Annotated in this window: 21 protein-coding genes; 18 read left to right on the forward strand and 3 right to left on the reverse strand. The window is 37.0% G+C overall.

Features of this window, described 5'->3' with window-relative positions:
* Positions 1 to 122: 122 nt before the first annotated feature.
* Positions 123 to 536, reverse strand: coding sequence for a lytic transglycosylase domain-containing protein (locus AMET_RS10085; RefSeq protein ID WP_049765244.1), 414 nt, complete (start codon positions 534 to 536; stop codon positions 123 to 125).
* A 392-nt stretch (positions 537 to 928) separates the two neighbouring features.
* Here AMET_RS10085 and AMET_RS25035 point away from each other — a divergent pair, with 392 nt between their 5' ends.
* The 16 genes from AMET_RS25035 to AMET_RS26905 all read left to right on the forward strand — a co-directional run bounded on the left by AMET_RS25035 (position 929) and on the right by AMET_RS26905 (position 16238).
* Positions 929 to 1297: an ATP-binding cassette domain-containing protein gene (locus AMET_RS25035; protein WP_456297477.1), complete on the forward strand. Its 369-nt coding sequence runs from the start codon at positions 929 to 931 to the stop codon at positions 1295 to 1297.
* A gap of 197 nt (positions 1298 to 1494) precedes the next feature.
* Positions 1495 to 1821 (forward strand): hypothetical protein, encoded by a 327-nt coding sequence (locus AMET_RS26545; protein ID WP_242661428.1) that lies wholly within the window; start codon positions 1495 to 1497, stop codon positions 1819 to 1821.
* Positions 1822 to 2279: 458 nt separating this feature from the next.
* Positions 2280 to 3803: an ABC transporter substrate-binding protein gene (locus tag AMET_RS10100; protein ID WP_012063186.1), complete on the forward strand. Its 1524-nt coding sequence runs from the start codon at positions 2280 to 2282 to the stop codon at positions 3801 to 3803.
* 43 nt (positions 3804 to 3846) lie between these two features.
* Positions 3847 to 4773: a nickel ABC transporter permease gene (nikB, locus tag AMET_RS10105; protein WP_012063187.1), complete on the forward strand. Its 927-nt coding sequence runs from the start codon at positions 3847 to 3849 to the stop codon at positions 4771 to 4773.
* 212 nt (positions 4774 to 4985) lie between these two features.
* A complete protein-coding gene (locus AMET_RS26550) occupies positions 4986 to 5597 on the forward strand; it encodes an ABC transporter permease (RefSeq protein WP_278184246.1) in 612 nt (203 codons plus the stop codon).
* A 1-nt stretch (position 5598) separates the two neighbouring features.
* A complete protein-coding gene (locus AMET_RS10115; protein WP_012063189.1) occupies positions 5599 to 6402 on the forward strand; it encodes an ABC transporter ATP-binding protein in 804 nt (267 codons plus the stop codon).
* Complete coding sequence (locus tag AMET_RS10120) at positions 6395 to 7219, forward strand: ABC transporter ATP-binding protein (protein ID WP_012063190.1); 825 nt, start codon at positions 6395 to 6397, stop codon at positions 7217 to 7219. Before AMET_RS10115 ends, AMET_RS10120 begins: the two co-directional genes overlap by 8 nt.
* Before the next feature lie 19 nt (positions 7220 to 7238).
* Positions 7239 to 8063, forward strand: a complete 825-nt coding sequence (locus AMET_RS10125; RefSeq protein WP_012063191.1) for a hypothetical protein — start codon at positions 7239 to 7241, stop codon at positions 8061 to 8063.
* A 21-nt stretch (positions 8064 to 8084) separates the two neighbouring features.
* Positions 8085 to 8882: an RlmF-related methyltransferase gene (locus AMET_RS10130; protein WP_012063192.1), complete on the forward strand. Its 798-nt coding sequence runs from the start codon at positions 8085 to 8087 to the stop codon at positions 8880 to 8882.
* A gap of 21 nt (positions 8883 to 8903) precedes the next feature.
* On the forward strand, positions 8904 to 10040 hold the full coding sequence (locus tag AMET_RS10135; protein ID WP_012063193.1) for a PLP-dependent aminotransferase family protein: 1137 nt from the start codon (positions 8904 to 8906) through the stop codon (positions 10038 to 10040).
* A gap of 23 nt (positions 10041 to 10063) precedes the next feature.
* Complete coding sequence (locus tag AMET_RS10140; protein WP_012063194.1) at positions 10064 to 11071, forward strand: ATP phosphoribosyltransferase regulatory subunit; 1008 nt, start codon at positions 10064 to 10066, stop codon at positions 11069 to 11071.
* 31 nt (positions 11072 to 11102) lie between these two features.
* Positions 11103 to 12347, forward strand: a complete 1245-nt coding sequence (locus tag AMET_RS10145) for an ATP-grasp domain-containing protein (RefSeq protein WP_012063195.1) — start codon at positions 11103 to 11105, stop codon at positions 12345 to 12347.
* A gap of 11 nt (positions 12348 to 12358) precedes the next feature.
* A complete protein-coding gene (locus AMET_RS10150) occupies positions 12359 to 13600 on the forward strand; it encodes an ATP-grasp domain-containing protein (RefSeq protein WP_012063196.1) in 1242 nt (413 codons plus the stop codon).
* Between the two features lie 37 nt (positions 13601 to 13637).
* On the forward strand, positions 13638 to 14990 hold the full coding sequence (locus tag AMET_RS10155) for an MATE family efflux transporter (protein ID WP_012063197.1): 1353 nt from the start codon (positions 13638 to 13640) through the stop codon (positions 14988 to 14990).
* Between the two features lie 44 nt (positions 14991 to 15034).
* A complete protein-coding gene (gene tnpA / locus AMET_RS10160) occupies positions 15035 to 15364 on the forward strand; it encodes an IS66 family insertion sequence element accessory protein TnpA (RefSeq protein ID WP_041720620.1) in 330 nt (109 codons plus the stop codon).
* Between the two features lie 748 nt (positions 15365 to 16112).
* Positions 16113 to 16238: a hypothetical protein gene (locus tag AMET_RS26905; RefSeq protein WP_278184247.1), complete on the forward strand. Its 126-nt coding sequence runs from the start codon at positions 16113 to 16115 to the stop codon at positions 16236 to 16238.
* A 111-nt stretch (positions 16239 to 16349) separates the two neighbouring features.
* On the opposite strand, the gene AMET_RS10170 is transcribed toward AMET_RS26905, so the two are convergent.
* Both AMET_RS10170 and AMET_RS10175 read right to left on the reverse strand, forming a co-directional pair.
* Entirely contained in the window at positions 16350 to 18110 is a 1761-nt protein-coding gene (locus AMET_RS10170) for a lytic transglycosylase domain-containing protein (protein WP_012063199.1), read from the reverse strand.
* Positions 18111 to 18377: 267 nt separating this feature from the next.
* On the reverse strand, positions 18378 to 18953 hold the full coding sequence (locus tag AMET_RS10175; RefSeq protein ID WP_083761095.1) for a cupin domain-containing protein: 576 nt from the start codon (positions 18951 to 18953) through the stop codon (positions 18378 to 18380).
* A 305-nt stretch (positions 18954 to 19258) separates the two neighbouring features.
* Here AMET_RS10175 and AMET_RS10180 point away from each other — a divergent pair, with 305 nt between their 5' ends.
* Positions 19259 to 21142 (forward strand): sigma-54 interaction domain-containing protein, encoded by a 1884-nt coding sequence (locus AMET_RS10180; RefSeq protein ID WP_012063201.1) that lies wholly within the window; start codon positions 19259 to 19261, stop codon positions 21140 to 21142.
* A 447-nt stretch (positions 21143 to 21589) separates the two neighbouring features.
* Entirely contained in the window at positions 21590 to 23152 is a 1563-nt protein-coding gene (locus tag AMET_RS10185; RefSeq protein WP_012063202.1) for an ABC transporter substrate-binding protein, read from the forward strand.
* Positions 23153 to 23188: the final 36 nt, after the last annotated feature.

Here is a 23188-nt window from a genome sequence, read left to right on the forward strand (position 1 = left end):
GTTGCGCTAATTGGCATTGTAGTAAGGCAAGGGGAGCAGGTTATTGATTTTCCCTTGCTTTAGGGAAAATCTCACCATAGATAATTGCCGTTTTAATTTGAAATACTTGTTCTTACACCTTTTTAATCTTCATAAAGCCATAGGTAGGTATAATAAGTGTTTCTCACCTTAGTAATATATCGTCTTGTTTCCATAAAGGCAATGGAAGTCGGAAATCCTTCTGGTGTTGATCCTATGGAAGTTCCACTCCACTTTCTAACATTACCTGGGCCACCATTATAGGCTGCCAGCGCTTTATCTAAATCTCCTGAAAACATATTTAACATAGAACCCAGGTAAAAGGTTCCAAAACGTATGTTTTTCTCCGGATTTAACATATCCGCATTCGTATAGCTAACCCTTAATCTATTGGCTATATCCTCACCGGTGGCTGGCATAATCTGCATTAGTCCTTGGGCTCCTGCTATGGAGAAAACATCTGGTCTATAATGACTTTCCTCCCTCATAACTGCCCAAAGTATGATTGCGGCTACCATTGAATATCTAAGGAGGATGCCTGTGGTAAAAGCTTTCAAGCAGGAAGGAGAGTATTGGTAGAAGGAATCCGAAGAGCGTATCAATCAAGCGAGATATTAATATAAAAATTCCTGAGTCTATCGATAAGTACAGCAAGGAGGTGCAGCTTTCTTCCTATGATATTGAGTTTAGTAATCTACCTTCGCCTACGATAAAAGAAGTGTCATAAAGAATGTATCCTTCTTTATTCCTCAAAACATCACAACAGCTTACTAAAGAGCATCAGCATGGTGTTTCAAAAGGTCTATCTTTTTCATGATACTGTGCTCAACAATATCCGTTTCGGAAAACCTGAGGCTAATATGGAAAAAGTCATGGAATCCGAAAAAAATCTTGCTTCCATGACTTTATTATGGATCTCCCCAAAGGATATGAGATAGTTATCGGAGACGGAGGTTGTACATTGTCTGGAGGTGAAAAACAACGAATATCCATCGTCAGAGCAATGCTAAAGGATGCCCCTATTATTATCTTAGATGAAGCTACCGCCAGTGTGGACCCGGAAAATGAGCATGCGATACAAAAGGCGATCAGTGCTTTGGTGCATGGAAAAACCATCATCATTATTACACATCGCCTGGCTACTATCCGCAATGTAGATCAAATTCTTGTGGTAGATGGGGACAGCATTGTTCAAAGAGGAACGCATCAAGAGCTTGTAGAGCGTGAAGGTATTTACAGAAGCTTTTTAAGTTTAAGAAAGGAGGAATTTTTTTGTTAAAATTTTAAAAAAAGTATTGACAAGACTTAGAAATAAATGGTAATGTATAGGAGATGACACTGATAATGATTATCGGTATCGAAAGTAGAGATAAATGTTGATATATAAGATGTTGTGATAAACATTTTATGAATAAAAGCAAAGGAGGTAAGACACTATGCAATATCCGACTGGAGATTTTAATATCAAGCAACGCAATGAAGGTACATCATATGGGGCTAAGTGTTTTACAAATATTGATAGAGCAAAATTCAATAAAGATACAACAGGGTCTTGCAGAGCTCAAGGTATTGATGGGGAAATTTCACGGAAATAGTAAGCAAAGAGGTGGGGGGGTTGAAATGACAACTACTAACGAAGCGGTTATCAAAAAAATGCAGGATTTGTATGACGCCCTTTTTCATCATGATGGTTATGCAGAAATGCGTATAGAAATCAAATTGATGAAAAAAGGTCAAAAAGAAGTCATTATCCATTGTGGCAAGCAATATCGTTATGTAGTGGATTATTTTTCTAAATCATAATTTAGAGTATATAAAACGAACAAAGTAATTTACATATGAAATTTAAGGATACTTTGAGCGTTTTATAAATCAAGGTATATTTTCACACTTTCTATACGAGCAATGCAGAGGACTAAGTAGGAAATGTATAGGATGAGATTTTGAGAAAGGGGTGAGGATCTCAATGCAACGCCTGCCGTAGGCAGCAAAAAAACAAATAAGTACTCCGGGGAAAGAACTGGTTCAGAGGGTGAACACTTCTTGACAAAAATTATTTTGTAGAGGGAGTGTTATTTTTATGCTTTATGTTATATATAAGGCAAAAATGATTGTACATTTGAAGGCATAGCCTACGGATAACAGTTTATGGTGCTGTGAGAAGTCTTAGAAAAGAACAAAGTAATTGATTGTGGAAGTACACTTGAAGGTTACACATTTGAGACTTAATACACAAAATATATGTTTATATGGAGGTCTTTATGAAAAAATATTGTTTTATGTTAGTTATTTGCCTATCTGTTCTATTTATTTTAGTTGGTTGTTCAAACTCCCAACAGACGCAGGACACATCTGCACATGATGAAAAAGCACTTTATACAGCATCACAATATGCACCTGATAGCTTAGATACACACAAGGGGTATAGTGGGTGGCACACAAGTACTTATGGAATTACCGAAACACTATTTAAAGTGGGAGACGATTTTTCTCTTGAACCATTGTTAGCTAAAAAAGGAAAAGCGGATGGGCTTGTTTGGACAATTGTCCTAAAAGATAATGTTAATTTTTCTAACGGAGATTTGCTGACAGCAGATATGGTGGTAAGAAATTTGGAACGTGTTGCTGTTGAAAACCCGAGGTTTTCCTATATGTCTGATTTTGCATATGAAGTAGTGAATGATAAGACATTTACTATTACGAGCAAAAAGCCATACCCAACTATGCTAAACACTTTGGCTAATTGTGAAACCGGCATTATAAATTTAGACAAAACTACAGATTTAGATAATGCTATTATTGCAACTGGACCTTTTGTTGTTGAAAAATTCATTCCACAGACTACTACAACGCTATCAAGAAACGAAAATTACTGGAATGGAGACGTTATTTTAGACAAAGCTATATTCTACCGCATGTCTGATGAAGATACACTTTTGATGGCTATGCAAAATGGAGAAATCGACGGTTATACCGGCGTTAACGCAGCGGCGATGGAAGTATTTAAGGCGGATCCAGAAACTTATAAGCTTGTAACTGTACCAGCCACCAGAGTCCAACTCTACTTCTTAAATCAAAATCGATTGAATGCAAATGTTCGTAAGGCAATCAACTTAACTATTGATGCAAATGAGATTGTTTCATTTTTGGGTGGTACGGTAAGTGCTACAGTTGGTCCATTTAGTTCTTCTAGCGCATATGGAAAAGTACATAAACCTTCTGTTGATACTGATGCAGCTGTATCACTACTAGAGAAAGATGGCTATGTACGAAACGGCGAAGGATACTTTGAGAAAGATGGAAAAATACTTGAGGTAAACATCGCGTATTATCCTGCCCGCTCCCTCGATGTTCTTGCTACATTGATGCAAGAACAACTAAAAAATATCGGAATTCAGGCGGTACTGACAAGTTACGAAAATCCGGATAGCACCTATATTGCGACTAGTGATTTTGATATAGCGCTCTATAGCATGAATGCAGATTTATCTGGAGATCCTGAATACTTTATTACGAACACTTTAAAAGATGGTGCATTTTACAATGTAGGCGGATTTAAAAGTGCTGAATGTGAAAAATTAATAGCTGAGTTAGGTAGTGAAATGAACACAGTGAAACGCGCTGAGTTGGCTAATGAAATTATACAAATAGCCATTGACGATGATGCATACGGTTATGTTGTGATTTTTAATAAAGTGACAGTTCTTCGTTCCGGCGTAAGTGGATACGCTGAATCAAGTCCGTTTGACTTCTATGGACTTAGTTCTAAAACCGATAAAAAATAACTATTATATCAAATACCATATAATTTTCGGGGGGGATTTTAATATGACAAAGTATATTATTAATCGTCTTTTGCAGCTAATTCCCATATTGTTAGGGCTTTCAATTCTTACTTTTTCATTATTGAGTATTGCCCCCGGAGATCCTGTCCAGCAACGTCTAACTTCTAATGGAGTAGTCGTTTCCCAAGAATTATTAGATCAGCAAAGAAGTGAAATGGGACTAGATAGACCGTTATGGGAACAATATCGCAATTGGTTACTGAAGTTGCTCCGCGGTGATATGGGAGTTAGTTATAAGGATGATATTGCGGTTACAAAAAAACTTGGAGACGCTTTTAAATATACCCTGGTTCTATCCAGTGTTAGTATTGGCGTTTCAATTATAATCGCGTTTCCAATAGGCATTTATACCGCTATTCGACAAGACAGTATTATGGATTACATTATAAGATTTTTCAGTTTTGTTGGCAATAGCGTACCTAATTTTCTAGTATGCATTTTGTTGATGTATTTCTTTTGTATCCGTAACAAATGGTTCCCAATTATTGCTCAAAATAATATACAAGGATTATTTTTACCAACACTATCATTGGCTATTCCTATATGTAGTCGGCTGATACGCCAAGTACGTGCGGAAATGTTGGACCAATTAAAAAAAGGTTATATATGTGCTGCAAGAATTCGTGGTGTGAAGGAAAGATATATTCTTTTTTTTAATGCCTTAAGAAATGCTTTACCAGGTATTATTACGGTAATTGGCTTGGCTATTGGTGCTTTACTTGGTGGCAGTGTTGTGATAGAGAATATTTTTCGTTGGCCAGGCATAGGAAAACTGGTAATGGATGCAATTATAAATCGTGATTATCCAGTTATACAAGGGTCGGTACTTTTAACTGCTGTCATATATGTTGTAACCAATTTAGTAATTGATATTAGTTACAAGTACTTGGACCCAAGAATAGAGGGCTAAGAAAAATGAAAATAAAAAGAGAACCTTTAAGGCGTCGCTTCGTACTATTACTGATTATTGCTGTATTTTTGCTGATTATAAGCTTGTTGGCGCCTTTTATAGTGCCCAATAGTCCCTATAAAAATGATGCGAGTGCAATTCGTTCGGCGCCAAGTCATCAGTATATTTTTGGTACGGATAGTTTGGGGCGTTGCGTATTCAGTCGTGTATTGATGGGTGCAAAAACTAGTATTTGCGCTACGTTGATATTAGTTTTTATAACCTTTATATTCGGAACTTTTGTAGGGTTGCTGTGCGGATATTATGGTGGGCTTATCGATAGTATTTTCATGCGCTTGATAGATATTTTGCTTTCGGTTCCTCAAATGGTTTTAGCTATTGCAGTGGCTGGTGCTTTGGGAGGTGGCATGATTAATGCGATGATTGCCCTTGGTTTTACCAGTTGGACCCTATATGCAAGACTTGCTAAAAGTCAGACAATCTCTGCCAAACAGGAAGATTATGTTCATGCAGCCCGTTTGGGAGGGAATAGTGGTACTAGAATTATGTTGGTACATATACTCCCAAATATCGCTGGACCTTTACTGGTTAACGCTACTATACAAATAGGAACGCTGCTAATAGGCTTTGCAGGGTTGTCTTTTTTAGGACTTGGTGTACAGGTGCCACAAGCTGAATGGGGCAGTATGATAAGTGAATCAAGGGCCTATGTCCAATTGGCACCATGGACAGTACTGGCACCAGGTTCAGCCATAGTGTTGACCGCATTGTTGTTTAATTATCTTGGAGATACAGCCCGAGACTTATTGGAGGTTAAAGGTTAGTATGTTGCAGAATTCTTTATTACAAATACAAAATCTAAGGTTGAATTATGGCTCAATTTGTATTGGTACAAATATAAGTTTGTCTCTTAACAAGGGAGATGTACTGGGGATTGCTGGTGAAAGTGGCTGTGGAAAAAGCACGTTACTAAAATCAATTATTGATCCTGTAGAATATGGCATAAGAATGTCGGATGGCTTCATCAAGTATAAAGGCAAGGATATGTCCGAATTTTCTTGTGCTCAACGTCGGGAGATGAAAGGTACAGAAATTGGAATCGTGCTTCAGAATCCATATACAACATTCAATCCTATACGACCTTATCGAAAGCAATTTGCTGAAACATTGAAAAGTCATAAGTTGTGGCACGGAAAGGCATCAATTGGCGAGATTCTAGACCTGTTTAATAAGTTGGGGCTACCTGATGGAAAACGAATTTTGTCCAGTTGTCCATATGAAATGAGCGGTGGAATGAATCAGCGCATATCCATTGCACTCTCTATGATTTTGCAACCATCATTATTGCTGGCGGATGAGCCTACAGGTGCTCTGGATGTAACAAGCCAATCCCAGGTAGTTGAGCAGTTGTGGCGTCTGCGGGACATTACTGATATTTCTATGATTATTGTTTCCCACAATTTATCTTTAATAGCAAGAATTTGTGACAAAATTGCTATTATGTATGGTGGCCGGATTGTAGAATATGGCGATATCAAAGATGTATTACTATATCCCAATCACCCATATACCCGGCGTTTGTTAAAAGCAATTCCCAAGATTCATGGAGGGAGGGGTTATTATGAATAGCTCAGTACCTTTTCTAGAGGTATGTGGCATTACTAAAACATTCAAACAAAAAAACAATACAGTCGAGGCACTAAAACCAATAAGTTTTAAACTACAAGAAGCAGAGATCCTTGCTATCATAGGGGAAAGCGGCAGTGGTAAAAGCACATTGCTAAAGTTGTTGACTGGATTAGAACGTACAACAAATGGCACTGTTAATCTACTTGGAAAAGACATTACTCGCCTCCGTGGAAAAGGCTCAAAACATATTTATCAAAACATGCAGATGATATTTCAGAATCCAGTCGCATCATTTAATCCGCGCCGTAAGTTACGCAGTTCTATTATAGAAAATATGCGACAATTGAGACCGTCTTTGTCTTCAGTAGAATGCACCTATGAAATAGACAGGCTTTTAGAAAAGGTAGGTATACCTTCAAATTTGGCTGACCGTTATCCTCAACATTTAAGTGGCGGTCAATGTCAGAGAATTGCCATTGCCCGCGCACTTTCAATACAACCTAAAATACTATTATGTGATGAGATAACAAGTGCTTTAGATGTATTGGTTCAAGCACAAGTAATGGATTTGCTTCGCGAACTGAGTAGGGATCTTGGCATTGCGATTGTTTTTGTAAGCCATGATTTGTCGCTGACTTGCAATTTTTGTGAACGTGTTATCGTGATGCATCAAGGGTATTGCGTGGAAACCGGCAGCACAAATGAAATAATAGATAATCCAAAACACACATATACCAAGCAATTACTGGCTGCCTCTATAGATCCAATTACATCTTTAGAAACCGAAAGAGTGATTTTTAGACATCAAATTATTTAAATATTAACTTGGAGGGTTTATGGAAAAGATTGAGTTTGTAAAAATGAATCCCAATAAAAATGCAACGATTATTGTATTAAATGACTATCCCCGCGAAAAATATGTACTTCTTTCAAAAGAACTAATGCGTATGGAGTCGGTTTATGGAGAGCAAGTAGGTTTTGTTGAGACATCAACTGATCCGCAAGCCTATTGTAGATTGCATATGATGGGGGGGGAATTTTGTGCAAATGCTGTGGCTTCGTTATGTTCATACCTAGCCTATGAAGAGAATGTGAAAGTAGGCGAAAAAAAACAGTGCAAAATCGAAGTATCGGGGAGTGAAAATCTAATTGAATGCGAAACACGAAGGCTGAGTAAAGGCTATCGTGCAAGAATTACGATGCCCCTGCCTTCTGAGATTCGAGAAGAATCAATTACTTACGGAGGTCAAAATATCAAGTTTGGAATTGTAGAATATTCCGGCGTTTGTCAAGGAATTGTTCATGATGAACAACAAGGGGAGCAATCGAAAACTTTAGCCCATTATATCCTTCATCATGGACTGGCAGAAGGGTATGCTACAAAAGGCGTGACATTGTTTTCAAATAAAAGCCAAAGTATATCGCCTTTGATTTTTGTAAAGGAAACGAATACAGAGATTTGGGAGAATAGTTGTGGCATAGCATCTGCTTCGTTGGCGGCTTATCAGGCCTATAAGCAAAGGGAAGATATAACACTTAATATAGCACAACCCTCTGGTGATTATGTATGTGCTCAGGCAACGTATGATAATGGCTTCATTCAAAGAGTTACCATTGAAGAAGATGTTTTTTTATCTGCTATGGGTACCGCTTTTATTTAAATAGAAAGGAGAGAGTCAATCATGGTTAATGAAAATGTAAATAGTTTATTAGGTAAACTAGATGATTTTATAGATAGATTTACAAAAATAAATTCAGATCATTATCGTGGTCTTCACTCTGCTAATGCTGCAGAGATGGCTTTGGAGGAGTATACGGAATTTATTTTAGATGTGAATCATAGGCAAACTTGGGATGAATTTATTGATCTGGAGATGTCAGAAATAAAAGATAGAATCGCCAATATACGAAGAGAATCGGCCCATTGTGTTTGGACGATGGAAAAATATAGAGCAATGACATTGATCAGCGAAAATGATATGCATGCCGATTATTTTAAGAATATTGAAAGTTGTATTGAAGAAGAATTGGGTAAATTTGTGGTGGATAAGGACTCTCGAATACTTTTAATAGGTGTTGGCGCTTTTCCAATGACCCCCTTGCTTATAGCTAAAAAAACAGGTGCAAAAGTTGTTGGAATTGATATTGACGAAGAAGCTGTTGAATACGCCAAGAAAGTTATTAATATTTTAGGGAAGGGATTGGATACTGAGGTCAATTCCCAAGGTTATGCTGAATTAACATTCACTAAAGAAGCAACACATATTATTATTGCATCCACAATACCAGAAAAAGTAGATATCCTTCAAGATCTTTATACTTTGACCAACGAAGACGTGGTGGTTTCTATGCGGTATGGCAATGGCTTTAAATCTCTATTCAATTATCCATTGACTGATACTTTAAAAGGGACATGGAATAAAGTTGAAAATATTTACTTTGACAACAATGTCTTTGATGTTGCAATGTTAAAAAAATAAGGCATACGGAGGAATAAACATATGTTTATAAATCGAATTACTCAAATGCTTGAAATGAGAGGAATTCAGAATAGATACTGTGGCATCTATGGTAAGCAGCCATATAATGTTTCGAACTGGTTATCCTCTTCAGCATATTCCAATGCGATGCTTTCTAAAATGAAAATGCCTGAAACAAAGACCTTAGAATATGTATATACTTACTCTATGGATAAAAAAATCCTCAATCGTGTAAAGAAAAAGTTGGATCCCTCGACTGGTGATGAAATGGGGATTACATTTGTAGATAATGGTACGCAGGCAATTATTACACTTGTTAATATGATTAAACAGTATAAATACAAGAAAATATGTATTATTAATCCTGCCTATTTTTCCATTGCACAGGCCCTAAAAGCTTTCTCTATTGAATATGATGAAATTAATTTGAAACGAACAAATGGACAATATGTACTTCCCTATGAAGAACTTGTTAAAGCCCATTATGATGTCATCTGGATTACGTCACCTATATTTTCTACTAGTGTCTATCATAGTCAAGAAACAGAAAACATGATTCATGACCTCATGGATAGGGGGACATTGATTATTTCTGACGAATGTTTTTGCGTACCGGGGAATGAACTTATTCGACGAGTTAAAAACAGGAATAATTTTATAGCAATATACTCGCCTCACAAATCTCTGTGCTTAAATACTTTTAAGTTTGCATCCATAATTTATCCAGAAAGATTTGATACCTTTATTGAACATTGGGTTGACGTTTTGACTGGAAATTTGCCTGCATCATCTCTCAGTGCAATAACCCATTTCTTAGATTCAAATTATGATGAATGCCAAAAGGTATATAGAAAATTTATGACAACTGCTGGCGATGAAGTTCAAAGCATTATTCGTTCAAAAGATAATGTGGAGAGTGATAATATTATTACAGGCTCTCTTCTTACACTATATTTTAACAATTTGACCTTTGATCAAATCAAATCATATTCATTCATTGAAGATGTTATTTTCAGTACGGGAAAAGCATTTTACCCGTCATTTTTAAACGGTCTTGACGAGACTTTTGGTTTCGCTTTTAGAATCAATCTCGCTTTGTATGACAAAGAATTTCTGTCGTCCCTGGATCGATTGGTTTGTCATCTATCAGCAATTTAAAATACGAGAAAAGGAGAAATACTATGTTTATCAATGGGTCTAAAGAATGGATTGGAAAAAATGCTCATACTTTTCTATTAATTCGAACAGCGTTAGAAAAAAAATTGTTATCCCTTGAGTTTGAATATTTCTACGGTGGCATTATTTCTAAACGCTCTGTTTATGAAAGTCATATTCAAATGCTTGGTTCATATTTCACAAAAGTATTTGTAGATTTCTTATTTAAGGATAAAAAGTATATACTGTCGCCAGAATATACTTTTCGCGTATATGAGTATTTAAATCGCAATAATTTGCTGAACAAAGAAAATAAAATTTTTTATTCACAGGAGATGATGAGAAACGAATCCCTCTTGGATATAGAAGAAGGTAAAACTTTTTCATTTTGGCAAATTGGTTATGAAATATTTGGACAAGATGATACATTGCTATCAATTGATTCTATAAGTACCTTGTATAAATGTCTACAGGAACTTCCTTTAGATGACTTATATTTTAGAATCACAGATAAACGGATATTTAAGTCGCTTTGTAAACAGTATTCTATCGATGATATGTTAGAGGTTTCAGCTTTAATGGATGTGTGCAATGAAGATGGGGATTCTTTTTATTCTCGCTACATAAAAGAGGGCGGGAATCCAGTCTTTGCTGAGAAATTAAGATACCTCATGAAACTATCAAGTGAAGGCAGACTGACCTTTGATATTCTTAAGGATACGCTGAATGGTAAGACAGCACTGGAGGCAATAGAAAGCTTAGAAGAGATATATAATGCACTTGGTAAAGTGTGTGGACAACAATCCATAGTCCTTGTGCCATATATGCCGAAAACATGGGATGCATACACAACGTTTATTTATGATGCAAGAGTTCCTGGTTATGAGAAAGCCATTGCTGGCGGTGGGAATCTGTTTATTGATCCTACCAATCCAAATTGTACCCACAGTGGTGTGGGCATAGGTGTTACTCGCATTGCGGAATACCTAATAGCCCGTGGACTTGATATTGAATCAAGAGAATCAGCCAGTTAGAAAAATATATTTTTATGAGGAGGTGCAAACTATGGCTCATTTATTGATAATCGAAGGCTGGATAAGCGATAGTGGTAATCTTATTTTACCGTTACTAAATAAAATGGGACATACGTATACTTTTGTGACACGAAATCCGTCACTTTATAAGTCTGCAGATTACGAAGGAGAACATCCACTTTTTAAAAATGCTGAAAATACAATTGAAGTGGATACAAACAATATTAAAGAATTAATTCTAGCTGTAAAGGATATAAAATTTGACGGTGTCATAACCGCTTGCGACTATTATTTTGAAGCGGTGCGTAGTGTAGCTAATGAATTTGGTCTTCCATGTCCTCTACCCAATAATTTGAAGCATATACGCCAAAAACATTTAATGCGACAAACTTTGGAATCGTCAGACATTGCAAACGTTATATTTCGGCTTGCAAATTCCTGGGAAGAAATAGTAGCCGCAGCCAGGCAAATCGGCTATCCACTTATTATAAAGCCAGTTGATTTAGATTCGAGTTCATTTGTACGCCTTATCAAAAATGAGGAAGAATTAAAGGAAGCTTTTGATGCCCTTGAAGAATTCAGTGTCAATTATAGAGAACAGCCAAGAAATTCTGTGGTTCTATTAGAAGAATTTTTGCCTGGTGAAGAAGTAAGTGTGGAGAGTGTGTCTTTTGAAGGCAAAACAACTATAATTGGCATAACGGATAAGTCTTTGATAGGCAAACCTTATTTCATAGAAACTGGACATATGTTTCCTGCAAATATGGATGAGAATAAATATGAAGAAATTACAGAATATGTTAAAAGTGTCTTAGACGCTGTAGGCTTTGAAAATGGAGTGGCACATACTGAAGTTAAGTTAACAAAGTCAGGCCCAAGAATTATTGAAATTAATCCAAGAGTACCTGGTAATTACATTGTTGAGTTAATTGAGCATGTTACGGGTCTGAATCTTTTAAGAATATTTGTTGGACTATCCCTAGGAGAAAAACCTGAACTTTCAATGACTAACACGGGTATAGTCAGTGCAGCATCGTTATTTTTTATTCCACCACGAGAGGGAACCATTTCTCAGATAAAAGGAGTAGAATCCCTTAAAGATAACCCGAATATTTTGCGTTACCACATACCGGAGTGCTCAGATCGATATGTTAAACAGCCTATTGACAACACATGCTATCTTGGACATGTTATCGCCCAAGATACAGCGGGCTATAGTGCTCGTCAATATGGTGAACAAGCAATAAAACAAATTGAGTTAGTATATAAAAAATAAGGAGAGTTTATATGGCACATTTATTGATGATTGAAAGTTTTATAGGTGGTAATGCAGTATTACTTCCTAAGTTACTCAAACAGTTGGGGCATACTTACACATTTATTACTCGAAGCAAAGGGATTTTCAAGAGTTCTTTTCACTCTAATGAACATGTGGTAATTCAACATGCAGATGAAATAATTGAGGCCAATACTAATGACGCTTCAGTGGTGTTGGATACCATTTTAGGTAAGAAATTTGATGGTGTCATTACAACATGCGATTATTATATTGAAACAGTGGTGGAAGTTGCCAAGGAATTGAGTATTCCGTGCCCATTTCCCAAGGCTGTCAAGAACGTAAGGTACAAACAAAAATTACGACAGACATTGGATGCAGCCGGTATTTCTAATCCACAGTATGGTTTAGCCTATAATTGGGATGAGGTATTATTGGTGGCAAAAAATATCGGATATCCGGTTGTATTGAAGCCGGTGGATCTTTCTTCTAGTGCCTACGTTCGACTAATTAGAAGCGAAGAGGATTTACGAGATGCTTATCATCAGCTTAATGCTTTCCCAATAAATTGGAGAGATCAAGAACGAGATTGTACGTATCTTTTGGAAAAATACATGGAAGGCAACGAAGTGAGCGTAGAAGCCGTAACATTTAATGGAGAAACAACGATTATTGGAATTACACAGAAATCCTTAATGGGAGCGCCTTATTTTATAGAGGATGCCCACATGTTTCCAGCAAATATATCACATGATATGAAGTTGAAAATCTCAGGTTATGTGGTAAAGGCATTACAAGCTGCGGGATATGATTATGGAGTGAGTCACACTGAAGTAAAGCTTACAGATGCAGGTCCTAGAATTGTCGAAATTAATCCAAGAGTTGCTGGTGATTATATTGCAGAAATAATCAAATTAGTATGCAACGTTGATATATTGCGTGCTTTTGTGGATCTTTCTATTGGAATAGAACCAAGTATTACTAAGAAAGAAACTGGTATTTCTAGTGCTTGCGTTAGGTTTTTAACTCCACATCGCGGTGGAAAAATAGTGAATATTGTAGGTGTTGACACTTTAGCATCGGATTCACATATTGATTCCTTTAAAGTGGAGGATTGTATTGGCAAAACTGTTGGTGATCCTATTGATAATGCAGGGAGAATCGGGTGGATCATTACGAAAGATACAGAAGGATATAATGCGATGAATTATGCATATGAAGCGATGGAGCACATTAAGCTGACTTTTGAATAAAGTTACAGCACAATCTTAGAAGAGATAAGGTGGTAATTTGGAATTAAGTGAAAGAAAATATGATTTAACAGAAGGTGTCGTCTGGCAGAGAGTGTTAATGTTCGCCATGCCAATATTATTTGGCATCCTATTACAATCTCTGTACACAACGGTGGATGCAATTATTATAGGACGATTTGCTGGTAAAGAAGCTTTGGCTGCTATAGAATCTGTTTATACTCTTACAAAATTGCCAGTTAATTTTTTTGTAGGAATTTCCTCTGGTGCAACAATTATCATATCTCAATACTTTGGTGCAAAAAAAATGGAAAAGTTATCGAATGCTTGCCATACAGCGATAATATTTGCACTTATTGGGGGATTTGTATTATCAATCATAGCTATCTTCATATCACCATTTTTCATAAATCTACTAAAGGTACCAAAAGGTATTTACGACGATGCGCTTATATATGTAATTATTTTTTTCAGCGGTATGGCTGCATCGATGACCTACAATATTGGTGCAGGAATTTTCAGAGCTGTAGGAAATTCTAAAACACCATTTTACTTTTTAATTATCGCCAACATAATAAACATAGCTTTAGATCTATTGTTTATAGCCGTATTCGACCTTGGTGTCGTAGGTGCGGGTTTAGCCACGGTAATATCTCAATTTTTATGTGCTATTCTAGTGGTTATATCTCTGATAAGAACGGAGTTGCCTTGCAAGATATATCTCCGTAAAATACGTTTACATAAACTGCATGTAGAAGAGTTTATTAAACTAGGATTACCTGTTGGAATTCAGTCTACACTATATCCAATTTCAAACATGATTATACAAACCAGAATAAATTCATTTGGCATTAACAGCATTGCCGCTTGGGCGGTATGTGGTAAACTAGATTTTTTGGTTTGGTATATATCGGATGCCTTTTGTACTACTATTTCAACTTTTGTTGCACAGAACTATGGTGCACAAAAATATGATCGTGCAACTAAGGGTGTGCGTGTTGGCGCTATCATATCATTATTATTAGTTTCCCTTGTGAGTTGTATTCTTTATATTTGGAATGTACCGCTGGGTCGTTTGCTTATAGAGGATAGCGATGTCATTGCAATTACTTCTGAAATTATGCATTTTCTCGCCCCTCTCTATGTTCTGTATGTTTTAGGTGCAGTTTTGCCTGGTGCGATACGTGGTACTGGAGAGTCTGTCAAGCCAATGTTCATAACGCTCTTTGGTTCATGTTTTTCCCGAATTTTATGGATATTGTTCGTGGTTCCTTTTCATCCAACATTAATGATGGTGTTAAGTTGCTATCCTGTATCTTGGGCAATAACATCATTGTTATACTTAATATTTTATTCAAACGTAAGCGTCAAACCCAACCCACATTTTAACTGATTGCCAATCATGAGATAATTCTTCTGAAAAGTAGGATGCTCATCATGAGTAATAATGAAATTATATCGATGTGGACGGAGTGTATCGAAGCATATCGATCAAGGGGCTTATCAGCAAAAAAGTGGAGTGAAGCAAATCAAGTTAATTTTCATGCCTTGAACTATTGGGTACGAAAGCTTAAGAAAGAGGCTTCTAAGATTGATCAAAAGCAATGGTTATCTGTGGAAATCCCCGATTATAAAAAAGACATATTAAAGCCTTATTTATTTAATGGTTTTTTGCTTCATTATAAACGCCTTGAAAAAGGGACATTTAAGTGGCTAGATGGTACCACGGGAACATCTATTGGTATTGGTAATCGAGAACTTAGGTAGGTTATTAGATGGCTTCAATATTCATCAACAAATTGGCCACAAAGAATAAGTGTGCACTTTAAGAACAACAAATCTAAGAGTTCACTGCAAAAGTGACATGGTATAACCTATGCTGCTTGTGAAGGTTTTTTGCACCCAATTGTACGTCAAAATTTAATATAGGCAAATTTAGGCTAGTGGTTATTGTGATCTCTGGCTTTTTTGTACGACAGGCAGTCGCACATTCATAAGCCATAGCTTATGGAATTCTAAGTGTTAAAAACAGCGACTATGATACTAAATGCAGTAAAAACGAGTCAAGAGTTTGGGCGATTAAGAGGTCTCGAAGGTGAAAGTCCTTCCCTAGGAGTGCCGATACAACCTAGGAAGCCTAGTCTAGGGCAATGTCGTGAGGTTTTGTCTGAAGGAGACGTGGAAAACCGAGAGGTCCATAGGCGGACTAGCAGACCGAAATACAGAGGTGTGAAGCACAGGTGGCGGGGGAAATTGACGACTATGCGAAAAGAATGGGAAGTCAATAATTTTAATTCAATGAATCAGCCGAATTAAAATAGTTTATCATGTGTAATGACAACGGCAAAGCTACGTTAGTAAAAACGAACCGGAAGAACACAAGAAAGGTGAAGGATAATAAATGAATTAGGAATTGAAACTCAAAGTGCATAGCATTTATGGACAACTTTTAGTTGAAAGAAAGTTAATGCAAGATAGAAACAAGTTAAAGATAACAAAGGCTGTGGAGGGATAGATGGCGAAACAATTGAAACTTTCTCAGCAAAAGAAGATCGAAAAACTAAAAGAAAAAGGACAGGAATACTATACTCCTGACCTTATATCCAAAATAGACGCAATGAAAGTTCTTACAAAACATTGATTCATTTAAAACACGTTGGTAAGCCCTATGCCTTAGTAGGGCACGTGCAGTTTGATAAGGGGGTAGCTATGAAAATAGTTACCCTACTTTATTGGAGAGGAGAAGGAATTTTTAATCTTCATAAAGCCATAGGTAGGTATAATAAGTGTTTCTCACCTTAGTAATATATCGTCTTGTTTCCATAAAGGCAATGGAAGTCGGAAATCCTTCTGGTGTTGATCCTATGGAAGTTCCACTCCACTTTCTAACATTACCTGGGCCACCATTATAGGCTGCCAGAGCTTTATCTATATCTCCTGAAAACATATTTAACATAGAACGCAGGTAAAAGGTTCCAAAGCGAATATTTTTTTCTGGATTTAACATATCCTCATTCGTATAGCTAACCCTTAATCTATTGGCTATATCCTCACCGGTGGCTGGCATAATCTGCATTAGTCCTTGGGCTCCTGCTATTGAAAAAACATCTGGCCTGTAATGACTTTCCTCCCTCATAACTGCCCAAATTAAGTATGGATCTATCTCAAACTCTTCTGCAGCAGCTAAAACTTCATTTTCAAAGGGTTTTTGGTAGGTTAATTCATATGCCTGACGGCTATTTTTTTCTCTTAAAGCCCTGATCCCCCACCTTACAGACATATAATACTGTCCTTGCTGTTGATACCACACTCCCAAGCCAAGCTTTTCTGCATTAGTTGCATGCTTTTCACCTATTGCCTTTTCTATTGCCGCCATTTGGTCTTCTTCTGCTTCTTCATAATCCTCAACCCTACTTAGAAATTCTGGAAGCATATAGTCCACATCTACCAAAACATCCCAGATAGGTTCTTTTCCTAAAGTCACCATCCATGCAGGCGAATTTTCTAATACCTTCAACAATTCACTAGCAATTGGTTGACTCAATTGATTTTGAAGAATATAAGCACGATAGGCGGCATCTTCCTGATAAGAGCTTTCTTCCTTAGCTAATTCATAATAGACATGTAAGGCTTCCTCTTGCTTATTTAAATCATCTAAAATTCTTGCTCCTCGCCAACGGGACATAGGAGAATCGCTTTCGATAAAGGCTGCAGCTGCTTCCTCAAGCTGACCATTTTCCTGCATTAAAATACCTAGACGATATGCTCCTGTTTTTCCTAAATCCTTATATGTTTTCATTGCTTGATTTTTTTTACCAACAGCCTCAAGGCTACGACCATACCACCATCTGAGGTTTAAGTCTGTATCATCATTATCAATCATTTCCTCCATGAGATCTAAGGCCCTGCTATATTCTCCCGAATCAGCTAATACTAGGGCATGTAGTTTGTTTAAATCCTCTTCAGCAGTATCTGGAATATTTTCCTCTAAAAAATCAAGGGCTTCGTTGAGATGATCTCCTTCTAAAAGCATATCTGCTATGACGGAATTTTCTATACCTATTTCAATCATAGATTCGATTGCTTTATAATCTGGAATCATCTTTTGAAATATTTCTTTAGCTCCTTGAGAGTCACCTCTTAGATATAGGGTTTCTGCTAGTTTTAATTGTATGTCTTTATCTTCATATAAACTTAATGATTTTTGATAAAAAGCCGCGGGATTTTCTCCCTTTTTCTCATGCAATTCTGCTAAAATGAGGTTAGCCATGTATCCTATTGCAGTCATTTCCTCTGCTAGAATACGTAGAGCGGCTTCACCATTTGCTGTATGATCTGTTTTAAGTATTTCAAGTAGATCAAGTTTTTCAAGTGGTGTGTTAGCTTGCTCCAAATAAGCATATGCCTCTGGATAATTGTCTGTAAGCGTAGTATCTGTAGGAAATACCAATTGAAAAGAAAATACAGCTAATAATAAGAGTAAACACATAGAAGTCCAAATCATTTTTTTCATTGTCAAAAATCCCCCCAAAACATCCTAGTTTATATATAATTCTACATAGGAACACAAATATCCTGTTAAATATAACTACCATTTATCACTACTTTTTAAACTCGTTGAAGTAGTTAGATAATCAATTAACCAAACAAACTGAAGGGAATTTTAGTATACAGTTAAAAACCTGACATGGATTTTGTCAGGTTTTTAACTGTATGTGTGCCCAGCATGGGCGCTTACTCATCGATGAAAGTCCGATACAGTACTGAGAAATTTTGGAATCTAATGGCAGTGATGATCTTCATCAGCTTCTGCATCTGCTTTTGTTTCATGAACCGTGCCATGGGGATGCTCAGGCGGCGCATAAATAGAGTACAATTTAAGCGGTTTACAGCCTGTATTAATCAGATTATGCCATTTACCAGCGGGTATAAATATTGCATAATCATCATAGACTTTTTCTTGGAAATCTAGCATATCCTTTTTATCTCCCATCTTAACAATCCCTTGACCTTGTTCAATACGTATGAATTGATCATGATCATGATGAACTTCTAAACCGATGTCATCCCCAGGATTAATGCTCATTAAGGTAAGTTGTAGATATTCTCCTGTCCATAAAGCGGTACGGAAAGTATTATTTTGCTTAGTCGCCTCCTGGATATTAAGGACAAAGGGTTCTGGTCCATAATCTTTTAATTTAATACAGTGCTTTGGAGGGCCTGGGTGATACATTGGTGGGTTACCCCAGTAAGGGTATGGATAGGTTCCATAAATATGATACAGAGTATATGGGTCATACATAGGTGTATCAGCATAATAAGGATATGGTTGGTAAGTATTATTCACAGTGATCATTCCTTTCATTGGATTTACAATATCCTATGCTTTATGTTTAGAGAAGGTGTTCGTATCCACAGGAATACACTATTCCAAATTCATCACTTTTTATTGTTTATCTATGGCACAGACTTTAAACGGAAACAAGAAAAACCAATCAATTTAGGATCTAATCATTGAAATTATAAAATAGTAGCAAAGTTAAAGGGAATTTATTGTAATATAGAGAATAGTTTTAAGAGGCAGTTGATGAAGTTCAAGTAATTAAACGGAAGAATTTGCTACATGTCATCATGGTGTAAAGATAACGAGGGGGTGCTATTTTGATTTTTCAAGAATCAGACGTCAGACTATTTACAGATATGATGATGGAAGGGTTCATTTATATCGATCATCATGGTGTTATTCGTTTGTATAACCAAAAAGCAAAAAAGATATTTGGAATCATTTACAAACAAGATCATGAGCATTCTAATGGACGTATTGAACCAGGTGACCTGGTGATCATTGCTGATAATTGTTTGGGAGAAGACGATGGAAATCTCGATACCACATCCTTGACATCTATCGGTATACCCCCCAAAGCAGTTCAGTCTGGAGATGCGGTGGTGGCGGTAGGCATCTTTGAAAGTAAAATTAATAAAGGAGAATTTAAGATACTAAAAAACACAGGTTATAGCGAAAATTTGGTTCTTAATACGGAATTTCAACAACGCTCTATCAATGTAGAGATTAAATTCAATGAAAAGTTGATTCGCATAGAGGTAGGAAATCAACAGTTTGACATGCCTTATATGAAAGCAGTGGGTCACATGGTTGTGCTTGAAGGTCAAAGCGGTGCGGTGAAGTTTTATCAGGAGCGGGGCTATTCTGTCCGTAAGGAATCCATAGGACAATTACTCAAAGGTAAAACATTCCGTGCAAAGGGAAATCAGGAGGAACATTTAAATGCTCTTGGTAAGCATTTGTTGGATATCCATGATGAGACTCCGGTGATTAGAGAATTCATACAAGCAGCTAAGGGTAGTGGAATTGGATATCAAAACCGCTTTGCAGAAATAAATGGCCGCCAAACATTGTGTTCCCTCATCCCGGTTAATAAGGGGCGGAAAGGAAGAGGTGCCGTGTTAAAGGTGGAAGACGTTACGGAGATTAAACAGGTGATTCATGAAAGAAGTGAAGCCCTACATAATCTTGAGCTTGCACAAAACAGGCTGATGGGAGAAGATGCTGCCAAGGAGGCATTCCCAGAAATCATCGGAGATAGCGAAGAAATGCGGCATATACGAATGATGGCGGCAAAAGCTGCCAAAACTTCTTCCAATGTATTACTTCTTGGAGAAAGTGGAACTGGGAAAACCATATTAGCAAAAGCAATTCATCGGGCAGGAGAAAAGGAAAGTATGGCATTTGTTCAGATTAACTGTGGCTCAATACCGGAGAATTTACTTGAAAGTGAGATGTTTGGTTATGAAAAAGGTGCCTTTACAGGTGCTAACAAAGAAGGTAAAAAAGGGCTTTTTGAAGTTGCAGATGGGGGGACGCTCTTCCTAGATGAAATAGGTGAATTGCCTTCAGCTCTTCAAGTTAAATTATTACATGTGATTCAACATAGAAGTTTTTACCGAGTAGGGGGTAATGAAAAAATCAATGTAAACGTCCGGATTATAGCAGCAACCAATCGCAACCTAGAAGAAGAAATGCGACAAGGGCGGTTCCGGGAAGATCTTTACTATCGGATCAACGTACTTCCCATATGGATTCCTCCTTTAAGACAGCGTAAAGATGATATTCAATTGCTAGTTAAAAAGCTGCTCCACAGGACCTGTCAGCAAGCTGGTGTTGAAGAAAAATTACTTTCGGCAGAAGCATTGCTAAAATTAAGGAAATATCATTGGCCAGGAAATATCAGAGAGCTTGAAAACACATTAGAAAGGGCAATGCATCTATCGGATAGTCGCATCCTACTATCTGGACAGATGATGGTTAAGGTTACTGACAGCTTTGTTCAGTATCAATATGAGGAAGCCCCACTTCCCACAATAAAAGAAGCGGTTCGGAAATGTGAAAAAGAGCTAATAAATGAAACATTGAAGCATTTTAAAGGAAATCGTAAAAAAGCAATGCAACAATTGGGAATTGCAAAAACGAGGTTTTATGAAAAGATTAAAGAATATAAAATTATTGAAGATGGGAGAAGAGACTAGCAAGTCCGTTTTTGCGGAATTAGTCCCAAAAAACGGAATAAATTAACAACTAGCTATAATGGACTAAATAGAGACTTTAAAAAAAAAATAATCAAACATAAGAAAACAGTTCGTTTTAGCGGACTGTTTTCTTATGTTATTCACTCATAAGGGCTCTTGGGTTTAAAGTGAAGAACTAAATAAAAAATAATGTATAATGAAAAACATTGAAAACAAAGGGAGAGAGAGTACATAGATAATATTGAGAGAATTAATGGTACAATATTTGCATAATATCACATAATATAGAATTTGTTGAAGATTCTCATAATTTGAAGCGTTGCCAAAATCATCTGATAAAGGAGGGTAAGATTTAGACACGGAGAGGCAACGTACTAGGCAGTTTTCTTATTTTAAGACAAAGTAATTGGAAGATGAAAAACAGTTAAATAAAAAGGGGGAATTAGATTGTATAAAAAAAATGTGAAATGGATAACAGTAGCTATTTTACTAACATTTTTACTGGCTCTTGTAGGGTGTGGGGGTGCTGGAGAGACCGCAGGTGAAAATGGAAATGGAGAAGAATCTGTTGTGGAAGAGCCAAGAACAGATCTGATATGGGGTGCCACACAGGATCCTGATACTTTAGACCCACGTCTGACAACCTCTGCCTATTCGGGAGAAGTGTTAGAATTGATATTTAATTCATTGATTTATCCAGATGAAAACTTAGTAATGCAGTTTGATTTAGCGACAGGCATGGAAACGCCTGATGATACGACTTATATTTTTACCCTACGAGAAGATGTGAAGTGGCATGATGGTGAACCTTTCACCGCCCGTGATGTGGTTTTTACCTATGAAGCCATCCTAGATGAGAACTTTGGCTCACCACATCGAAGTCGTACTTCTGTTAATAGTGTTGAAGCATTAGATGAGTACACTGTAAAATTCACAACAGAAAATCCAAATGCAGCAGCGTGGACCAGCCTTAGAAGATTTATTGTGCCGGCACATTTAGCACCTTCTGAGCCTTATGATGGGGAAGAAGGAAGCTTTGGTTTTAATCCTGTGGGTACTGGGCCATACAAGTTAACGCAATGGATCCCTAATAATATCATTACCCTAGAGAGAAATGATGATTATTTTGAAGGACCAGCTATTTTAGAAACCATCGTCAGAAGAGAAATTCCAGAGCATGAAACTCGCTATGCTGAGCTGCTTGCTGGAAACATCGACTTAGCGCCGCCACCTGAACGAGAACTTGATATTCTAAATGATAATCCTGATTTTACAGTGGTGATTTCTCCAACGCTTAATTATTTCCCTATTGCCATCAATCATGCCTATGAGGGAAGTGATGTTCTCAATGATGTACGGATCCGACAAGCGTTAAACTATGCCATAGATAAAGAATCTATTGTAAAACATATCTGGCCAACAGCTAGTGTCATGCATAACCCTATTATGGCTGGAACATGGGCATATGATGATGATGCTACCTACAAATATGCCTATAATCCAGAAAAAGCAAAGGAACTTCTAGCAGAAGCTGGATATAGTGACGGACTAACCGTGAGCATTACCATGTCCAACAGTTCCGAAAACGTTGAACTAGGAGAAATGCTTCGAAGTTATTATGCAGAGGTAGGCATTGAACTACAGGCGGATACCATGGAGTTTAGTTCTGCCCTTGAAAAAATTCTTAATGGAGATTATCAGCTGTATCACATGGGCTCTACCGGTATGTACGATCCTCATGATTTCATGGGTCGATTCATTAATGGTACAGGTACAACAGCTTACAATAACCCTGAGTTCAATGTTCTAGTGGAAGAAGCTGTTACCATTATTGATGATCAAGATGCTAGAAAAGCCCTATATTCTCAAGCGCAAAAAGTGATGACAGAAGATGCCTATAATGTGCCCCTACGTAACAGCCAGGTATTTATGGCTTGGAACAAAGACTTTGTATATGATTACAATTATGTTATCCGAAGTCGAAGCCTAAAGGATGCATATTGGAAATAATTTACTAACTCAGTAAGAGTGTGTAAAGGAGCAGGT

The organism is Alkaliphilus metalliredigens QYMF (assembly GCF_000016985.1).
GTDB lineage: Bacteria > Bacillota > Clostridia > Peptostreptococcales > Natronincolaceae > Alkaliphilus_A > Alkaliphilus_A metalliredigens.